The organism is Mycobacterium sp. UM_WGJ, from assembly GCF_000455125.1.
Taxonomy (GTDB): domain Bacteria; phylum Actinomycetota; class Actinomycetes; order Mycobacteriales; family Mycobacteriaceae; genus Mycobacterium.
This window is the reverse complement of the sequence record NZ_AUWR01000008.1, coordinates 314,762-329,443: the sequence shown is the minus strand read 5'-3', so window position 1 is coordinate 329,443 and position 14,682 is coordinate 314,762. Positions and strand designations below refer to the sequence as shown.

Sequence of the window (14,682 nt, the reverse complement as noted above, 5' to 3'; positions counted from 1 at the left end):
CGATCGCCGCTAAGGTTATGGGGGTGGTGGGCTTCCTGGGCTGGTGGGACGGTGTTGAGCTGTGGCTGTCGGGCCTCGGTTTCGTGGTACAGACCGCGGTGGTGATGCCGGTGGTGCTGTTGCTGGCCTACGGTCTTGCCTCGGCGCTGGACGCGGTGCTGGGAGAGGGAATTCGGGTGCGGGAACGAGTCCGGCACGGTCGCGACGGTGGGGTCCGCTGATGCCTCGTTCGCAGGTGACGTTGGTGCTGGTCGGGCTGATTGTGCTGGTGATCGTCAGCTGGTTGCTGACCCGCTAGGCCCGCTGCACCGGGCTGGACGCTGCCCGCCCCGGCCTCTGTTATGCTTCCCCGCATGTTCGCAGCGACCGGTGACCGGCAGCGCCAGTTTTTGGCGTTCCCGAAGCTCGCCGTGATCACTTCCGCTGTGGCCGACCTGCACTGTTGTCGCTGATACCGCACCCGTCGGCGTACCGGTGTCGTCTTTGTTGACGCACGTTCTGGAGAATCGAACGCCTTTCGCGATCCGACGGACAAGCATTCTTGCCGACGTCGATACGGATCGCCCGAAAGGTCATCAATGCCCAACACCATCGCGCGGAGCATCGCGCTGGCCCTGGCCACCGCCATGGCAGTCACCACACTCGCCGGGTGTGGCGGCGGACCCAGCGATGTCGTCGGAGGTGGCGAGCGCTCCGAAGCGCACACCACCCTGACGCTGGTGGCATACGCGGTTCCGGAACCCGGCTGGAGCAAGGTGATCCCAGCCTTCTACAACACCGAGGAGGGCGCCGACGTTCAGGTCGTCACCTCATATGGCGCATCGGGCGATCAGTCCCGCGGGGTCGCCAGCGGCAAACCCGCTGACATCGTGAACTTCTCGGTGGAACCCGACGTCACCCGATTGGTGAAGGCCGGCAAGGTCGCCGAGGACTGGAACGCCGATGTCACCAGGGGTATCCCGTTCGGTTCGGTGGTGACTTTGGTAGTGCGGCAGGGCAACCCCAAGCACATCAACGACTGGGACGACCTATTGCGGCCCGGGGTCGAGGTGATCAGCCCCAGCCCGCTGAGTTCTGGATCTGCCAAATGGAATCTGCTGGCTCCTTACGCCGTCAAGAGCGAGGGAGGCAAGAACCCGCAGGCCGGCCTGGACTTCATCGAGAAGCTGGTCGGTGACCATTTCAAGCTGCGCCCGGGCTCCGGTCGCGAAGCCACCGACGTGTTCCTGCAGGGCAGTGGCGACGTGCTGATCAGCTATGAGAACGAGGCTATCGCGGTCGAGCGCAAGGGCAAGCCGGTGGAGCACGTCAACCCGTCGCAGACCTTCAAGATCGAAAACCCGTTGGCTGTGGTGACCTCCAGTCGCCACCTTGACACCGTCACCGCGTTCAAGAATTTCCAGTACACGTCGGCGGCGCAGCGGCTGTGGGCCGAAGCCGGGTTCCGTCCGGCCGACCCGAGCATCGCCGAGGAATTCCGAAACGCGTTCCCGGATCCCGACAAGCTGTGGACCATCGCCGATCTCGGCGGGTGGGACGTTGTCGACAACTCGCTCTTCGACAAGTCGAACGGCGCCATCACCAAGATCTACACCCGGGTCACCGGATGAGCGCCGTACCGGTCACCGAGGAGACTCGGCTCGGCGACGGCGGGTCGCACTCCAGGTTCCGGCGTGAAGGGGTGTCGCTGCGCGTCGGTGCCGCCACGGTGTGGCTGTCGCTGATCGTGTTGGCGCCGCTGTCAGCGATCGCCTGGCAGGCCGGCGGCGGCGGATGGCGCGCCTTCGAGTTGGCGGTCACCTCGCACGCGGCACTGCAGTCGTTCCGGGTGACGCTGACGATCGCGGCCGGCGTCACCGTGCTCAACCTGGTGTTCGGCCTGTTGATCGCGTGGGTTCTGGTGCGCGACGACTTCTTTGGCAAGCGCTTCATCGATGTGATCATCGATCTGCCGTTCGCGTTGCCCACCATCGTCGCGAGCCTGGTGATGCTGGCGCTCTACGGCCCCGCCAGCCCGGTGCACGTGCACCTGCAGCACACCGCCTGGGGCGTCGGCCTGGCGTTGGCGTTCGTCACGCTGCCCTTTGTGGTGCGGTCGGTGCAACCGGTGCTGCTGGAGATCGACCGGGAGGTCGAGGAAGCGGCCGCGTCGCTGGGTGCCTCCGGGCTGACCATCTTCCGCGCCGTGGTGCTGCCGGCGCTGACTCCGGCATTGTTGACGGGGGCGGGACTGGCGTTCTCCCGGGCGATCGGCGAGTTCGGCTCGGTGGTGTTGATCGGTGGCGCGGTGCCCGGTAAGACCGAGGTTTCCTCGCAGTGGATCCGCACCCTGATCGAGAACGACGACCGGACCGGGGCGGCGGCGATCTCGTTGGTGCTGCTCGCGGTTTCCTTCCTGGTGCTGCTCGCGTTGCGGGTGCTGGGATCGCGCGTGAGCAAGCGGCAGGAGAGGTCCTGATATGACGTCGACACGAAAATTCCGCTATCTGTTCCGGTTCCTGGCGGTGGCCTACGTGGGGCTGCTGTTGGTCGTCCCGGTGTCGCTGATCCTGTGGCGCAGCTTCGCGCCCGGGTTCGGGCAGTTCTTCGACTACATCTCCACCCCGGCTGCCATCTCAGCGCTGCAGCTGTCGCTGCTGGTGGTGGCCATCGTGGTGCCGCTGAACGTCATCTTCGGCATTCCGACCGCATTGGTGTTGGCGCGCAATAAATTCCGCGGCAAGGGCGCACTGCAGGCGATTATCGACCTGCCCTTCGCGGTCTCTCCGGTGATCGTCGGTGTGGCGCTGGTCGTGCTGTGGGGATCGGCGGGGCTGTTGGGCTTCGTCGAGAACGACTGGGGCTTCAAGATCATCTTCGGTCTGCCCGGCATCGTGCTGGCCAGCATCTTCGTCACGCTGCCGTTCGTGATCCGGGAAGTCGAACCGGTGCTGCACGAACTGGGCACCGACATGGAAGAGGCGTCGGCCACGCTGGGCTCGAGCTGGTGGCAGACGTTCTGGCGGATCACGCTGCCGTCGATCCGTTGGGGGTTGACGTACGGGATCGTGCTGACGGTGGCGCGCACCCTCGGCGAGTACGGCGCGGTGTTGATCGTGTCGTCGAACCTGCCCGGAAAATCCCAGACGCTGACGCTGCTGGTGTCTGACCGCTACAACCGCGGCGCCGAATACGGCGCCTACGCCTTGTCCACGCTGCTGATGACAGTGTCGGTGTTGGTCTTGATCGTTCAGGTGGTGCTCGACGTTCGGGCCGGAAAGGGAGACAAATGAGCAACGCAATCACGGTGCGTGGGGCGAACAAGCGCTACGGCGACTTCGTCGCGTTGGATAACGTCGACTTCGCGGTCCCGTCGGGTTCGCTGACGGCGCTGCTGGGCCCCAGCGGCTCGGGTAAGTCGACGCTGCTGCGGGCCATCGCCGGCCTGGATCACCCGGACAGCGGAACGGTCACCATCAACGGGGTCGACGTCACCGGTGTGCCGCCGCAGCGGCGCGGGATCGGATTCGTCTTTCAGCACTACGCGGCTTTCAAGCACATGACGGTGCGCGACAACGTGGCGTTCGGGCTCAAGATTCGCAAGCGGCCCAAGGCAGAGATCAAGGAAAAGGTCGACAACCTGCTGGAAGTGGTGGGACTCAGCGGTTTTCAGACCCGCTATCCCAACCAGTTGTCCGGCGGTCAGCGTCAGCGGATGGCCCTGGCGCGTGCCCTCGCGGTGGACCCGCAGGTGTTGCTGCTCGACGAGCCGTTCGGGGCGCTGGACGCCAAGGTGCGCGAAGACCTGCGGGCCTGGCTGCGCCGGCTGCACGACGAGGTGCATGTCACCACGGTGCTGGTCACCCACGATCAGGCCGAGGCGCTGGACGTCGCGGACCGGATCGCCGTGCTGAACCAGGGCCGTATCGAGCAGCTCGGCACCCCGACCGAGGTCTACGACGCTCCGGCGAACGCGTTCGTGATGTCGTTCTTGGGCGCGGTGTCTTCACTCAACGGTGCTTTGGTCCGCCCGCACGACATCCGGGTCGGCCGCACCCCGGACATGGCGGTGTCCGCCGCGACGGTAGACGGTGCCGACGGGGTCGGGGTGCTGCGCGCCATCGTCGACCGGGTGGTGGCGCTGGGCTTCGAGGTGCGGGTCGAGCTCACCAACGCCGCCACCGGAGTGCCGTTCACCGCCCAGATCACCCGCGGCGATGCCGAAGCGCTCGCGCTGGCCGAGGGGGACACCGTCTACGTGCGCGCCACCCGGGTGCCTCCGTTGAGTGACGTGGCGGCAGTGGGAGCGCCGGCGGTGCCGGCGTAGCGGCGCCAGATGTGTCCGGGCTGTGACCGGCACGTGGTCATAGACCCGATCAGGCAGCCAGCTCGGTGGCCAGCGCGGCCTCCACTCGGTCCAGCACGGTCGCGGCCACCAGGCGGTGCGCGCCGAGCGGCTCGGCTATCGGGATTCCCACCTGTGCGGCGTAGGCGGCGACCCGGTCGGTGATCCTGCCGTTGGCCAAGAACCACGGAGCGATCATCAGCTTGGTGGCACCGCGTGCCCGCAACCGTTCGACGGCTTCCGGCACCGACGGCTGGGGGCCCTCAGTGGCGAAGGCGACTTCCACTCCGGCCCAACGCGTTCCGCGAGACAACGGGGCTGCGATCGTGGCGGTCTGCGCGTTGGCCACCGGACGCGACGAGCCCACCGCGACCACCACCACACCCAGCTCCGGGTCGAATCGCGAAGCCCCGGCGCTCGACAGGCGTTCGCCGAGAACCTGCACCAGGCGGCTGTCCTCGCCCAGCGTCGAAGCGACCCGCACGGCGACGCCGGACTCCGCGATCATCGCCGGAATATCGACGCGGGCGTGGTAGGCGCTGGCCAACAGCAGGGGGGCGACGATGGTGTCACCGCCGGCGTGGCTGGTCTCGCGCAGCACATCGCTCAGGTTGGGGGAGCTGTGTTCGCAGAACGCCACGCGCACGGCGAGTTCGGGCGCCACCCGGCGCAGGTGCCCCGCGATCGCGCGAGTGTTGGCCGCCGCGCGCGGATCCCGGCTGCCGTGTGCGGTCAGCACCAGCGTGGTGGTCACGAGGCGTGGAGCCCGCATTCGGTCTTGGCCAGGCCGGCCCAGCGTCCGCTGCGCGGATCGGCTCCGGCCGCCGGCTTGACCGTGCACGGCGCGCAGCCGATCGATGGGTAACCGTCATCGATCAGTGGGTTGACCAGCACATTGTTTGCGGCGATGTACGCGTCGAACTCCTCGTCGGACCACGCCGCGATCGGGTTGACCTTCACCAGCCCGAACTGCTCGTCGAAGCTGATCAGCGGTGCGTTGGCACGCGTTGGCGCTTCCACCCGACGCAGCCCGGTGACCCACGCCGAGTAGTTGCGCAGGGTACGCGACAGCGGCTCGACCTTGCGCAACCGGCAGCACAGCGCCGGATTGGACCCGAACAGGTCTTTACCGTGGGCCGCGTCCTGCTCCGCGACGGTCTGCTCCGGGGTGACGTTGACCAACTGGATGTCGTACATCGACTCCACCGCGTCGCGGGTGCCGATGGTCTCGGCGAAGTGGTAGCCGGTGTCGAGGAACAGCACCGGAACCCCCGCGCGGACCTTAGCCGCCAGATCCACCAGCACCGCGTCGGCCATGTTGGAGGCCACCACGTAGTTGCTGGCGGAGGCGGGTCGGCCCGAAGCGTCGAGCCCGTTCACCCCGCCAAAATTCGCATCCGTCCACTCCAGCAGCTCGGTGGCGCTGGCGCCGTCGAGTTCGGCCGCGCCCTTGGCGGCCAGCTCGCGCAACTCCGCTTCGCTGTGCGGCCTCATCGCAGATCGTCTTCTTCGGCGCGCACCGCCCACTGCGCGAAACGCTCACCGGCGCTGCGTTGTTTGATGAAGTTGCGCACCACCCGTTCGATGTAGTCGCCGAGTTCGTCGCTGTAGACCTTGTGCTGACGCAGCTTGCGGCCGAACCCGCTGTCGGCGCCCAGGCTGCCGCCGAGGTGCACCTGGAAGCCGGGGACCGAATTGCCGTTGCCGTCGTCGATCATCTGGCCCTTGAACCCGATGTCGGCGACCTGGATGCGGGCGCACGAGTTCGGGCAGCCGTTGATGTTGACCGTGACCGGCACGTCCAGGACGGCGTTGAGGTCGTCGAGGCGTTGCTCGAGTTCGGGGACCAGGCTCTGGGCCCGCACCCGGGTCTCGACGAACGACAGCTTGCAGAACTCCAGTCCTGTGCAGGCCATCAGGTTGCGTCGCCACGGCGACGGATTGGCCGGCAGGCCCAGCGCGTCCAGCTCCGCCACCAGGCCGTCGACCTTGTCGTCGGGAACGTCGAGGATGACCAGCTTCTGGTACGGCGTGAACCGGGCCCGGTCGGAACCGACCTGCTCCATCAATTCCGCCACCTTGAGCAGCGTGGCACCGTTCACCCGGCCCGAGATCGGGGCCACCCCGACCGCGTTGTGGCCGTTGCGGGTCTTCTGCACCCCGACGTGGTCGACGGTCGCGGTGTGCTGCTCGGGTGCCGGCCCGTCGATCAGCGGGCGCTTGAGGTACTCGGTCTCGAGAACTTCGCGGAACTTCTCGACTCCCCAGTCCTTGACCAGGAACTTCAGCCGGGCCTTGGACCGCAGCCGGCGGTAGCCGTAGTCGCGGAACAGGCTCGTGACGGCCTCCCAGACATCGGGCACCTCATCCAGCGGCACCCAGGCGCCCAGGCGCTGAGCCAGCATCGGGTTCGTGGACAGGCCACCGCCGACCCACAGGTCCAGGCCGGGGCCGTGCTCGGGGTGGTTGACGCCGATGAAGGAGATGTCGTTGATCTCATGGGCGACGTCCGGCAGACCGGAGACGGCGGTCTTGAACTTGCGTGGCAGGTTGGCGAATTCCGGGTTGCCGATGTATCGGCGGACGATCTCGTCGAGTGCGGGGGACGGGTCGAGCACCTCGTCGAGCGATTCACCGGCCAGCGGAGACCCGAGCAGGCCACGCGGGCAGTCGCCGCAGGCCTCGATGGTCTGCAGCCCGACCGCGTCGAGCTGGTCCCAGATCTCTGGGACCTTCTCGATCTCGATCCAGTGATATTGCAGGTTGTTGCGGTCGGAGATGTCGGCGGTGTTGCGGGCGTAGTCGACCGAGATCTGTCCCAGTGTCCGCATCGCGGCGGCCGATAGCGCCTTGCCGTCGCAGCGCACCCGCATCATGAAGTACTTGGCCTCCAGCAGGTCGGCGTTCTCGTCGCCGGTGAAGGTGCCGTCGTAGCCCTGCTCGCGCTGGGTGTAGAGGCCCATCCAGCGGAAGCGGCCGCGCAGGTCGTCCTTGGCGATCGAGTCGAACCCCTGCTTGGAGTACACATCGACGATCCGGGCCTGCACGTTCAGCGCCGGGTCTTCCTGCTTGAACTGCTCGTTGTGGTTGACCGGTTCGGTCTCGCCGAGCGCCCATTGGGCTTCGCTGCGCTTTGCCCTGCTCGGGGGAGCAGTCGGAGTGGCGGTCATGGATTCTCCTTCAAAGAGGAGCCGGCGGGATTGAGCGCGGTTCACCGGCGACTGTCACCGGCGACGCAGATCCGGCGGCCAGCTGGAAAATACAGGTGGGCGGTTCTACGACATCAAGGCAGACAGCGACAGCTGCAGACACGCTTGAAATCGATATGCCGCCGAGCCACCAAGGCAACCCCGGACGAGGTGCAGTAGGCGGCGGTCACAGCGCCGATTATGCCATGGATGCCGAAAATCTTCCTTACCGGCGCAAAGTTGTGATCAGCGTGAGCAAAACTCATCTGGTGCTCGCTGCTACGGCGGTCGAGCCGGGGGAGCGGATCGGAACGGCTCGGGGGCGGTGGCACTCGGCGTCGGGCCACCGCGGACAGGTAGCCGATCGGAAGGCGGGTGGGATACGTGAGTGTCGACTTCGGATGGGAACCGGCGTGGGAACCACCGCCGGTGGCCGGCCCGCCACCGCGCACGAGCGGCCGTGCTCAGCTGCGCCGCTGGCTGGCCGTGACGACGCTGGCGGCTACCGTCGGTTGCGGCGGATGGTTGGCGGTCCAGCATTACCAAACCCATCTCGCCGGTGGGCAGGCGCTGGAGGCCGCCGAGGCATATGTGTTGCGGCTGAGCAATATCGACGCCGACAACGTTGATCGCGATTTCGCCGACATCACCGACGGATCGACTGGCCAGTTGCGGACCATGCACACCCGCTCCAGCGTGCAGCTGCGTCAGCAACTGATCGACAACAGGGCGACGGCGCGCGGGTACGTTGCCGAGGCTGTGCTGAAAAGCGCCGACCGCAGCCACGCCGTGGTGGTGCTGCTGGTCGACCAGGCGGTGCGCAACGCCGACAACCCCGAACCGGTGCTCGACCACAGCCGGATCCGGATGACCATGGACAAGGTCGACGGCCGCTGGCTGGCCAGCAAGGTGGAGTTGGTATGAGGAAATTCACAGCGCTGACCGTCGGCGTGCTGCTGGTCGGAGCCGCTGAATGGTCCGGCGCGGCCGGCGCCGACCCGATCGACTGGGAAGCCATCGCCCTTTGCGAGTCCGGCGGGAACTGGTCGGCCGATACCGGCGACGGCGGCTACGGCGGGCTGCGGATCAGCGCCGCGGACTGGGACGCCAACGGCGGGGTGGGACTGCCCTCGCAGGCCACCAAGCAACAGCAGATCGCCGTCGCCAAGCGCATCATGGCCAACCGTGGTCCGGGGGCGTGGTCGGGATGCGTGTCGCGCGGCGGTGCCGGTGCGGCCTCGCCGGTCGGCTCGCTGGCCCACTATGTGACGACGCTCTACCAGGACACCCCGGGGCCCGGCGCGCGGGCCGACTGAGGCGCCGACGAACAGCGCCGCCGCGATGTCGTGGGATGATCGAGCCCCATGACCCCGACCCCGCCTGCCGTAGCGTTGCCCGACGTGGCGCCGGCCCGGCGCGGCCACGACGGCCAGTTCGGGGTGTACGTGCACGTGCCGTTCTGTTTCACCCGGTGCGGCTACTGCGACTTCAACACCTACACCCCGGCGGAGCTCGGCGGCGCAAACCCCGACGCCTGGGTAGCGGCGCTGGACAGGGAACTGGAACTGGCCGCAGCCCGGTTGGGTCCCCGGCCGGCCGACACGGTCTTCGTCGGGGGCGGCACGCCGTCGCTGCTGGGCGGGCCGCGGCTGGCGCGCGTGCTCGACCAGGTGCGGAAGCATTTCGGTCTGGCTGACGAGGCCGAGGTCACCACCGAGGCGAACCCCGAGTCGACGTCGCCGGCGTTTTTCGAGACGATCCTTGCCGCCGGCTACACCCGAGTGTCGCTGGGCATGCAGTCGGTGTCGCCGCGCGTCCTGGCCACCCTGGACCGCATCCATTCGCCGGGGCGGCCGGTCGCGGCGGCGCGCGAGGCGCGGGCCGCCGGCTTCGAGCACCTCAACATCGACCTGATCTACGGCACCCCCGGCGAGACCGATGACGATCTGCTGCGTTCGGTGGACGCCGCGCTCGAGGCGGGTGTGGATCACGTCTCGGCCTACAGCCTGATCGTGGAGGACGGCACCGCGCTGGCCCGTCGGGTGCGGCAGGGCGAGCTACCCGCCCCCGAGGGCGATGTGGCGGCGCATCGCTATGAGCTGGTCGACAGCCGGCTGCGGGCGGCGGGGATGGACTGGTACGAGGTGTCCAACTGGTGCCGGCCCGGCGCGGCCTGCAGGCACAACATGGGCTACTGGAACGGCGGCCGATGGTGGGGTGCGGGGCCGGGCGCGCACAGCTACGACGGCGCGCTGCGCTGGTGGAACGTCAAGCACCCCAACACCTACGCGCAGCTGCTGGAGCAGGGTGCACTACCGGTGGCCGGCTTCGAAGAGCTCTCCGATGCCGACCGGCACACCGAGGACGTGATGCTGCGGCTGCGGCTGCGCGATGGGCTGGCGCTGGCGGATCTGGATGCCCAGGAGCGCGAGCGCGCCGCGACCGCGATCGGCGATGGGCTGCTGCACACCGACGGCACGCGGCTGGTGCTGACCGATCGCGGGCGGCTACTGGCCGACGCGGTGGTGCGTTCCCTGCTGGGATAGCGGGTCGCCGGCAGGTAGGTCCAGCGGCCGCTCAGCCGCTGAACCAACCGCGGTTGCCGTCCCAGCTGCCGCAGATGCCGTTGAAGCAGCCGTGGCCGAAACCGCCCTGGCCGGGAACAAAGCCGCCACAGCCCTGCCAGCCGGCGTCGTGGCCACAGCCGCCTCCGCCGCCGTTGCCGTCCGGGCCGCCGGCGCCGTGCGGTTGAGCGACCGCGGTCTTGTCGGGCGTGCCCATCGAGCCGGTCATCAGCATCACGCCTGTCGGCGCGACGGCGATTGCCGCGGAGGCTGTCGCTACGAACACCGATCCCACGAGTTTGCGAATACCTAGCATCACTCCAGAGTCCGCACGGATTTAGGCCTTGCCAACCCTTGTGTGAGGACTGATGCCGAATTGTGAACGCTCGTAATGCATCACTGCAATCGAATCGCGCCGCCCGGCGTCACTGTTCCGGCCGGACTCCGGGCGCGTAACGAAACCGCAATGCGGCTTGCGTGGCGCTCCTGGGGGCGAGGCGCACCTCGCTGCGTAGGTTAGGCTACATTTACTAATCGTGTCCGAGGTGGGTGTCGAAACAGTCTCCGAAGCTGCGTCGTCGGTGCTGTTGCCGCCGGGTGTCGAGCCGGCTGAGCTGGCTGCCGCGCTGGCCGCTGAGTTGCCGGAGCATGACGGCCACGAATACCTGCTCTACGAGCGTGGCGGACGTTGGACTCTGGCCGCCGGCGTGCGGGCCGCCGTCGAGCTGGACAGTGACGAGCTGCGCACGGTCCGCGACGGGGTGGTTCGCCGCGAACACTGGCGGGGCCGGCCGGCCGCAGTGCTCGGCGAAGCAGTGGACCGGTTGCTGCTGGAGGCCGCTGAGGTATTCGGCTGGGTGGCTTTTGAATTCGGCACCTACCGGTTCGGGCTGCAGGAGCGGTTGGCGCCGGGTACCGCGCTGGCGCGGGTGTTCTGGCCGCAGACCCGCATCGTTGTCACCGCCGAGAAGGTCGAGCTGTTCGGAGACAGCGACCGCGCATTCGCGGTGCTGGCGCGGCTGTTGGCCGACGGGGTTCCCACGTTGGCCGCGCCCTCGCCGGTGGTGGTCGACGTCGAGGCTGCCGGCTATCGCGATCGGGTGGCGACCGCGGTCGAGGAGATCCGCGCAGGTGCCTACCGCAAGGTGATCCTGTCGCGGTGCGTAGACGTGCCGTTTGCGCTGGACTTTCCTTCGACCTACCGACTGGGACGGCGGCACAACACGCCGGCTCGGTCGTTCTTGTTGCGGCTGGGCGGGATCCGGGCGCTCGGATACAGCCCGGAGCTGGTAGCCGAGGTGCGCGGCGACGGCGTGGTGGTCACCGAGCCGCTGGCCGGGACCCGTGCCCGCACGGGCGACCCTGCGATCGACGCGGTGGCTCGAGCCGAGCTCGAATCCGATGCCAAGGAAATCGTGGAGCATGCGATCTCGGTCCGCACTTCGGTAGAGGAGATCACCGAGGTCGCCGAGCCGGGCAGTGCCGTCGTCGGCGACTTCATGACCGTGCGCGAGCGCGGGAGCGTGCAGCACCTGGGCTCGACGGTGCGCGGTCGGCTGCATCCCGCCCGAGACCGGATGGATGCCCTGGAAGCGCTTTTCCCTGCTGTCACCGCGTCAGGGATCCCGAAATCGGCCGGAATCGACGCCATCCTGCGGCTCGACGATTGCCCACGGGGCCTGTACTCCGGTGCGGTGGTGATGTTCTCGGCCGACGGTGGTCTCGATGCCGCGTTGACGCTGCGGGCGGCCTACGAGCGGGACGGGCGCTGCTGGTTGCGGGCCGGAGCGGGCGTCATCGCCGAGTCGCGGCCCGAGCGGGAATTCGAGGAGACCTGCGAGAAGCTGGCGACGCTGGCGCCATATCTGATCGCCCAGCGCTGAATCCGCGGTTCCCCCCGGGCGGTGAGATACCCTATAGGGTATAACAGGCAGCTCGGGGAGAGGACCTCACGTGCTCGATGACGAAGACAGCGTCAAGTCGGTGTTGAACCGGCTGCGCCGTGCGCACGGCCAGCTCGCCGGAGTGATCGCGATGATCGAGGCCGGCCGCGACTGTAAAGACGTGGTCACCCAGTTGGCCGCGGTCTCGAGGGCGCTGGACCGCGCGGGTTTCAAGATCGTCGCCAGTGGCCTGCGGGAGTGTCTGGCCGGCGAAGCCGCCGGAGGCAAGGCGCCGCTCTCCGAGGACGAGCTGGAGAAGCTGTTCCTCGCCCTGGCCTAACCCGAGCTCTCGGCTCGCGTCACTGCATCAGTGACTCGGCGAGCAGGCCACTGACCATGGACTCGATGGTCGACTCGATGGATCCGGCCAAGGTGGCCGTGACCGAGGCGACGGCCTGGGTGCGGAATCGCACCAACATGCCGATCAGCTCGGCGATCTCGGTGTCGGCCGGCAGCGGCGCCCCAGGCTGCAGTCGGGTCAGCACATGTTCGGCCCCGGCCCGCACCAGCATCTGGCTGATCGCATCGATGTGCGGCAACGTCTGTTCGTAGAGGTCGATGAGCTTGTCGATGGCGATGCCGTAGCCGCGGACCTCATTGAAGGCGTCGATCAGCTTGGGTCGGGTAATGGTGGCCAGCGAGTCGGTCTCGTTGAGGCGGATGACACCGAGCGCCACCAGTCGCCGCATCGCCGGCGGGTCGCCGATCCGCCGCTCCGCTTCCGCACGTGGCATGGTCTCAGGCCGTTCGGTGGTCCAGTTACCGGCGATCGCGCTTTCCAATCCCAGGATGTCGCCGAGGTCCTTGCCCTGCTCCCAGGCGCCGATCATCTCTTTGACGTGCGCGATGGTGTAGCCGCGGTCGAGCATCGAGGTGATCAGCCGCAGCCGGGTCAGGTGGGTGTCGTTGTACAACGCGATCCGCCCGACACGTCGCGGCGGTGGGAGCAGATCCCGGTCCCGGTACACCCGCACGTTGCGGGTGGTGGTGCCGCCCAATCGGGCCAGGTCGTCGATCCGGTACTCCCGGGATGCCGTGTTGCCGCCCGGGTGGCGTACCACGATCTCGAAGAGCTGCGTGACCGCGGCCTCGACCACTTCGCGGGACTCGCGTCGCACCCGGCGCGGGAGCCGCCGCAGGTTCGCCAGCACCGCGGCGATGGACTCGGGCTTGGCGGGACGATCCGGTGTGCTCATGCCACCGCGTGGTAGTCGGACAGGCGGAAACTGCGCATCTGCCGAAGATACTGCGTTGCGAACCCCGGGTACATCGACGCGTTGAAGCCGTCCTCGGTCAGGTACCAGCTGCGACATCCCGACATCCAGGTCGTCTTGCCCAGCCGTCGCTGAATCTGCTCGTTGTGGCGGCGTTGCACAGCGTCACGCACGTCGAGGTAGCGCAGGCTTCCGCGGCGGATCGCGCCGACAGCACGCACCACGTAGTCGATCTGGCCTTCGACGTAGACCAGCAGCGAGTTGTGGCCCGGCCCTGAGTTCGGGCCGGTCATGAAGAACAGATTGGGGTAGCCGTGGGCCTGAATGCTCTTGAAGGCCTGACCGCCGCCGCTCCAGTCGCTGGCCAGCGACCGGCCGCCGAGTCCGGTGACCGGAAACGGCGGGCCGGTCAGGTGCACGTCGTAGCCGGTCGCGAACACGATGGCGTCCAGGTGGTGTTCCACGCCGTCGCTGGTGCGAATGCCCGACGGGCTGAGCGTGGCGATCGGCCAGGAGATGAGCTTGCAATTGTCGCGCTGTAGCGCCGGGTAGTAGTCGCTGGAGATCAGCATGCGCTTGCAGCCGGGGGTGAAGTCCGGGGTGAGCTGGCGGCGCAGCCACGGATCTTTGACCGTCGCGCGCAGGTGCGCTTTGCCCAGTTGGGCGACCAGTCCGCTGAGCGGGGTGTTCCACACCAGTGCCGTGGCGCTGGCCTCATGACCCCAGAACAGGGTCTGGCGGGCAAGCTGTTGGGCCGCTGGGACTTTGGCGAACAACTCTTGCACCGCGGCCGGCATGGCCATGTCCAGTCGGGGAATCACCCACCCCGGCGTGCGCTGAAAGACCTTGACGAATCCTGCGCGCTCGACCAGCTCCGGGATGATCTGTACCGCGCTGGCACCGGTTCCGATGACCGCGACCTTCTTACCGGTGACGTCGTAGTCGTCATCCCAGCGAGCGCTGTGGATCTTGTGACCGGTGTAGCTCTCCAGGCCGCGCAGCGCCGGGAAGCTGGAGTCCGGCAGCGGCCCGGCCGCCAGCACCACTGTGCGGGCCCGAAATTTCTTGCGACCGGCCGCTACCGTCCACGCGCCGGTGCTCTCATCGAAAGCCAGTCCGGTGACCTCGGTGCCGAACCGAATACGGCGGCGCAGGTCGAACCGGTCGACCATGTCCTCGATGTGCGCACAGATCTCGCGCGCCGAAGGGTAGGCCCGTGACCAGCCGGGGTTGGCAACGAAGGAAAACGAGTACAACAGCGACGGAATGTCGCACGCCGCACCGGGATAGCGGGTGTCGCGCCACGTCCCGCCCACCCGGTCGCTGCGCTCCAGAATGATGATCTCGCCCTCGCCGCCCAGGCCGGCTTCGGCCAGTTTGATCGCCGCGCCGATTCCGCTGAAGCCGGCGCCGACGATCAGTGTCTGGCAGGTGTGCCCGCCGGCCACG

17 protein-coding genes are annotated in these 14,682 nt (G+C 67.8%); 10 read left to right on the top strand and 7 right to left on the bottom strand.

Annotated elements, in window-relative coordinates:
- The first annotated feature begins 23 nt into the window (after window positions 1-23).
- The 5 genes from N416_RS0103400 to N416_RS0103380 all read left to right on the top strand — a co-directional run bounded on the left by N416_RS0103400 (window position 24) and on the right by N416_RS0103380 (window position 4,306).
- Window positions 24-221: a hypothetical protein gene (locus tag N416_RS0103400; protein ID WP_369797563.1), complete on the top strand. Its 198-nt coding sequence runs from the start codon at window positions 24-26 to the stop codon at window positions 219-221.
- A gap of 405 nt (window positions 222-626) precedes the next feature.
- Window positions 627-1,610: an extracellular solute-binding protein gene (locus N416_RS0103395; protein ID WP_036457166.1), complete on the top strand. Its 984-nt coding sequence runs from the start codon at window positions 627-629 to the stop codon at window positions 1,608-1,610.
- Window positions 1,607-2,458, top strand: coding sequence for a sulfate ABC transporter permease subunit CysT (gene cysT, locus N416_RS0103390; protein ID WP_024440727.1), 852 nt, complete (start codon window positions 1,607-1,609; stop codon window positions 2,456-2,458). Before N416_RS0103395 ends, cysT begins: the two co-directional genes overlap by 4 nt.
- Window position 2,459: 1 nt before the next feature.
- The gene (cysW, locus tag N416_RS0103385) at window positions 2,460-3,272 is read left to right on the top strand and encodes a sulfate ABC transporter permease subunit CysW (RefSeq protein ID WP_024440726.1); all 813 of its coding nucleotides are present in this window, start codon (window positions 2,460-2,462) and stop codon (window positions 3,270-3,272) included.
- Window positions 3,269-4,306, top strand: a complete 1,038-nt coding sequence (locus N416_RS0103380) for a TOBE-like domain-containing protein (protein WP_024440725.1) — start codon at window positions 3,269-3,271, stop codon at window positions 4,304-4,306. The genes cysW and N416_RS0103380 overlap by 4 nt, the downstream gene beginning before the upstream one ends.
- 49 nt (window positions 4,307-4,355) lie before the next feature.
- Here N416_RS0103380 and N416_RS0103375 read toward each other — a convergent pair whose 3' ends face one another.
- The 4 genes from N416_RS0103375 to N416_RS24335 all read right to left on the bottom strand — a co-directional run bounded on the left by N416_RS0103375 (window position 4,356) and on the right by N416_RS24335 (window position 7,778).
- Complete coding sequence (locus tag N416_RS0103375) at window positions 4,356-5,096, bottom strand: sirohydrochlorin chelatase (protein ID WP_024440724.1); 741 nt, start codon at window positions 5,094-5,096, stop codon at window positions 4,356-4,358.
- Window positions 5,075-5,818, bottom strand: a complete 744-nt coding sequence (locus tag N416_RS0103370) for a phosphoadenylyl-sulfate reductase (protein ID WP_024440723.1) — start codon at window positions 5,816-5,818, stop codon at window positions 5,075-5,077. Before N416_RS0103370 ends, N416_RS0103375 begins: the two co-directional genes overlap by 22 nt.
- The gene (locus tag N416_RS0103365; RefSeq protein WP_024440722.1) at window positions 5,815-7,494 is read right to left on the bottom strand and encodes a nitrite/sulfite reductase; all 1,680 of its coding nucleotides are present in this window, start codon (window positions 7,492-7,494) and stop codon (window positions 5,815-5,817) included. The genes N416_RS0103370 and N416_RS0103365 overlap by 4 nt, the downstream gene beginning before the upstream one ends.
- 113 nt (window positions 7,495-7,607) lie before the next feature.
- Window positions 7,608-7,778, bottom strand: coding sequence for an Ms4527A family Cys-rich leader peptide (locus tag N416_RS24335; protein WP_350223005.1), 171 nt, complete (start codon window positions 7,776-7,778; stop codon window positions 7,608-7,610).
- 118 nt (window positions 7,779-7,896) lie between these two features.
- Here N416_RS24335 and N416_RS0103360 point away from each other — a divergent pair, with 118 nt between their 5' ends.
- From N416_RS0103360 to hemW, 3 genes are read left to right on the top strand one after another with little or no spacing between them, the layout of a single operon-like run.
- Window positions 7,897-8,436, top strand: coding sequence for a hypothetical protein (locus N416_RS0103360; RefSeq protein ID WP_024440721.1), 540 nt, complete (start codon window positions 7,897-7,899; stop codon window positions 8,434-8,436).
- Entirely contained in the window at window positions 8,433-8,828 is a 396-nt protein-coding gene (locus N416_RS0103355; protein WP_024440720.1) for a transglycosylase family protein, read from the top strand. The genes N416_RS0103360 and N416_RS0103355 overlap by 4 nt, the downstream gene beginning before the upstream one ends.
- Window positions 8,829-8,876: 48 nt before the next feature.
- Window positions 8,877-10,058 (top strand): radical SAM family heme chaperone HemW, encoded by a 1,182-nt coding sequence (hemW, locus tag N416_RS0103350; protein ID WP_024440719.1) that lies wholly within the window; start codon window positions 8,877-8,879, stop codon window positions 10,056-10,058.
- A gap of 31 nt (window positions 10,059-10,089) precedes the next feature.
- Here hemW and N416_RS0103345 read toward each other — a convergent pair whose 3' ends face one another.
- Window positions 10,090-10,392, bottom strand: a complete 303-nt coding sequence (locus tag N416_RS0103345; RefSeq protein ID WP_024440718.1) for a hypothetical protein — start codon at window positions 10,390-10,392, stop codon at window positions 10,090-10,092.
- A 220-nt stretch (window positions 10,393-10,612) separates the two neighbouring features.
- Between N416_RS0103345 and N416_RS0103340 the strand changes: the two genes are divergently transcribed.
- Entirely contained in the window at window positions 10,613-11,959 is a 1,347-nt protein-coding gene (locus N416_RS0103340) for a salicylate synthase (protein ID WP_024440717.1), read from the top strand.
- Between the two features lie 70 nt (window positions 11,960-12,029).
- On the top strand, window positions 12,030-12,299 hold the full coding sequence (locus N416_RS0103335) for a metal-sensitive transcriptional regulator (protein ID WP_024440716.1): 270 nt from the start codon (window positions 12,030-12,032) through the stop codon (window positions 12,297-12,299).
- A 19-nt stretch (window positions 12,300-12,318) separates the two neighbouring features.
- On the opposite strand, the gene N416_RS0103330 is transcribed toward N416_RS0103335, so the two are convergent.
- Together N416_RS0103330 and N416_RS0103325 are read right to left on the bottom strand one after the other, a co-directional pair.
- Window positions 12,319-13,215 (bottom strand): MerR family transcriptional regulator, encoded by an 897-nt coding sequence (locus tag N416_RS0103330; RefSeq protein WP_024440715.1) that lies wholly within the window; start codon window positions 13,213-13,215, stop codon window positions 12,319-12,321.
- Window positions 13,212-14,681: an NAD(P)/FAD-dependent oxidoreductase gene (locus N416_RS0103325; RefSeq protein ID WP_024440714.1), complete on the bottom strand. Its 1,470-nt coding sequence runs from the start codon at window positions 14,679-14,681 to the stop codon at window positions 13,212-13,214. The genes N416_RS0103330 and N416_RS0103325 overlap by 4 nt, the downstream gene beginning before the upstream one ends.
- Window position 14,682: the final 1 nt, after the last annotated feature.

Bases quoted from the DNA above. Each gene is read 5' to 3' on its own strand.
- N416_RS0103330 (WP_024440715.1), bottom strand. From the start codon at position 13,215: ATGAGCACACCGGATCGTCCCGCCAAGCCCGAGTCCATCGCCGCGGTG.
- hemW (WP_024440719.1), top strand. From the start codon at position 8,877: ATGACCCCGACCCCGCCTGCCGTAGCGTTGCCCGACGTGGCGCCGGCC.
- N416_RS0103380 (WP_024440725.1), top strand. From the start codon at position 3,269: ATGAGCAACGCAATCACGGTGCGTGGGGCGAACAAGCGCTACGGCGAC.
- N416_RS24335 (WP_350223005.1), bottom strand. From the start codon at position 7,778: ATGAGTTTTGCTCACGCTGATCACAACTTTGCGCCGGTAAGGAAGATT.
- cysT (WP_024440727.1), top strand. From the start codon at position 1,607: ATGAGCGCCGTACCGGTCACCGAGGAGACTCGGCTCGGCGACGGCGGG.
- N416_RS0103395 (WP_036457166.1), top strand. From the start codon at position 627: ATGGCAGTCACCACACTCGCCGGGTGTGGCGGCGGACCCAGCGATGTC.
- cysW (WP_024440726.1), top strand. From the start codon at position 2,460: ATGACGTCGACACGAAAATTCCGCTATCTGTTCCGGTTCCTGGCGGTG.
- N416_RS0103365 (WP_024440722.1), bottom strand. From the start codon at position 7,494: ATGACCGCCACTCCGACTGCTCCCCCGAGCAGGGCAAAGCGCAGCGAA.
- N416_RS0103345 (WP_024440718.1), bottom strand. From the start codon at position 10,392: ATGCTAGGTATTCGCAAACTCGTGGGATCGGTGTTCGTAGCGACAGCC.
- N416_RS0103355 (WP_024440720.1), top strand. From the start codon at position 8,433: ATGAGGAAATTCACAGCGCTGACCGTCGGCGTGCTGCTGGTCGGAGCC.
- N416_RS0103370 (WP_024440723.1), bottom strand. From the start codon at position 5,818: ATGAGGCCGCACAGCGAAGCGGAGTTGCGCGAGCTGGCCGCCAAGGGC.
- N416_RS0103375 (WP_024440724.1), bottom strand. From the start codon at position 5,096: ATGCGGGCTCCACGCCTCGTGACCACCACGCTGGTGCTGACCGCACAC.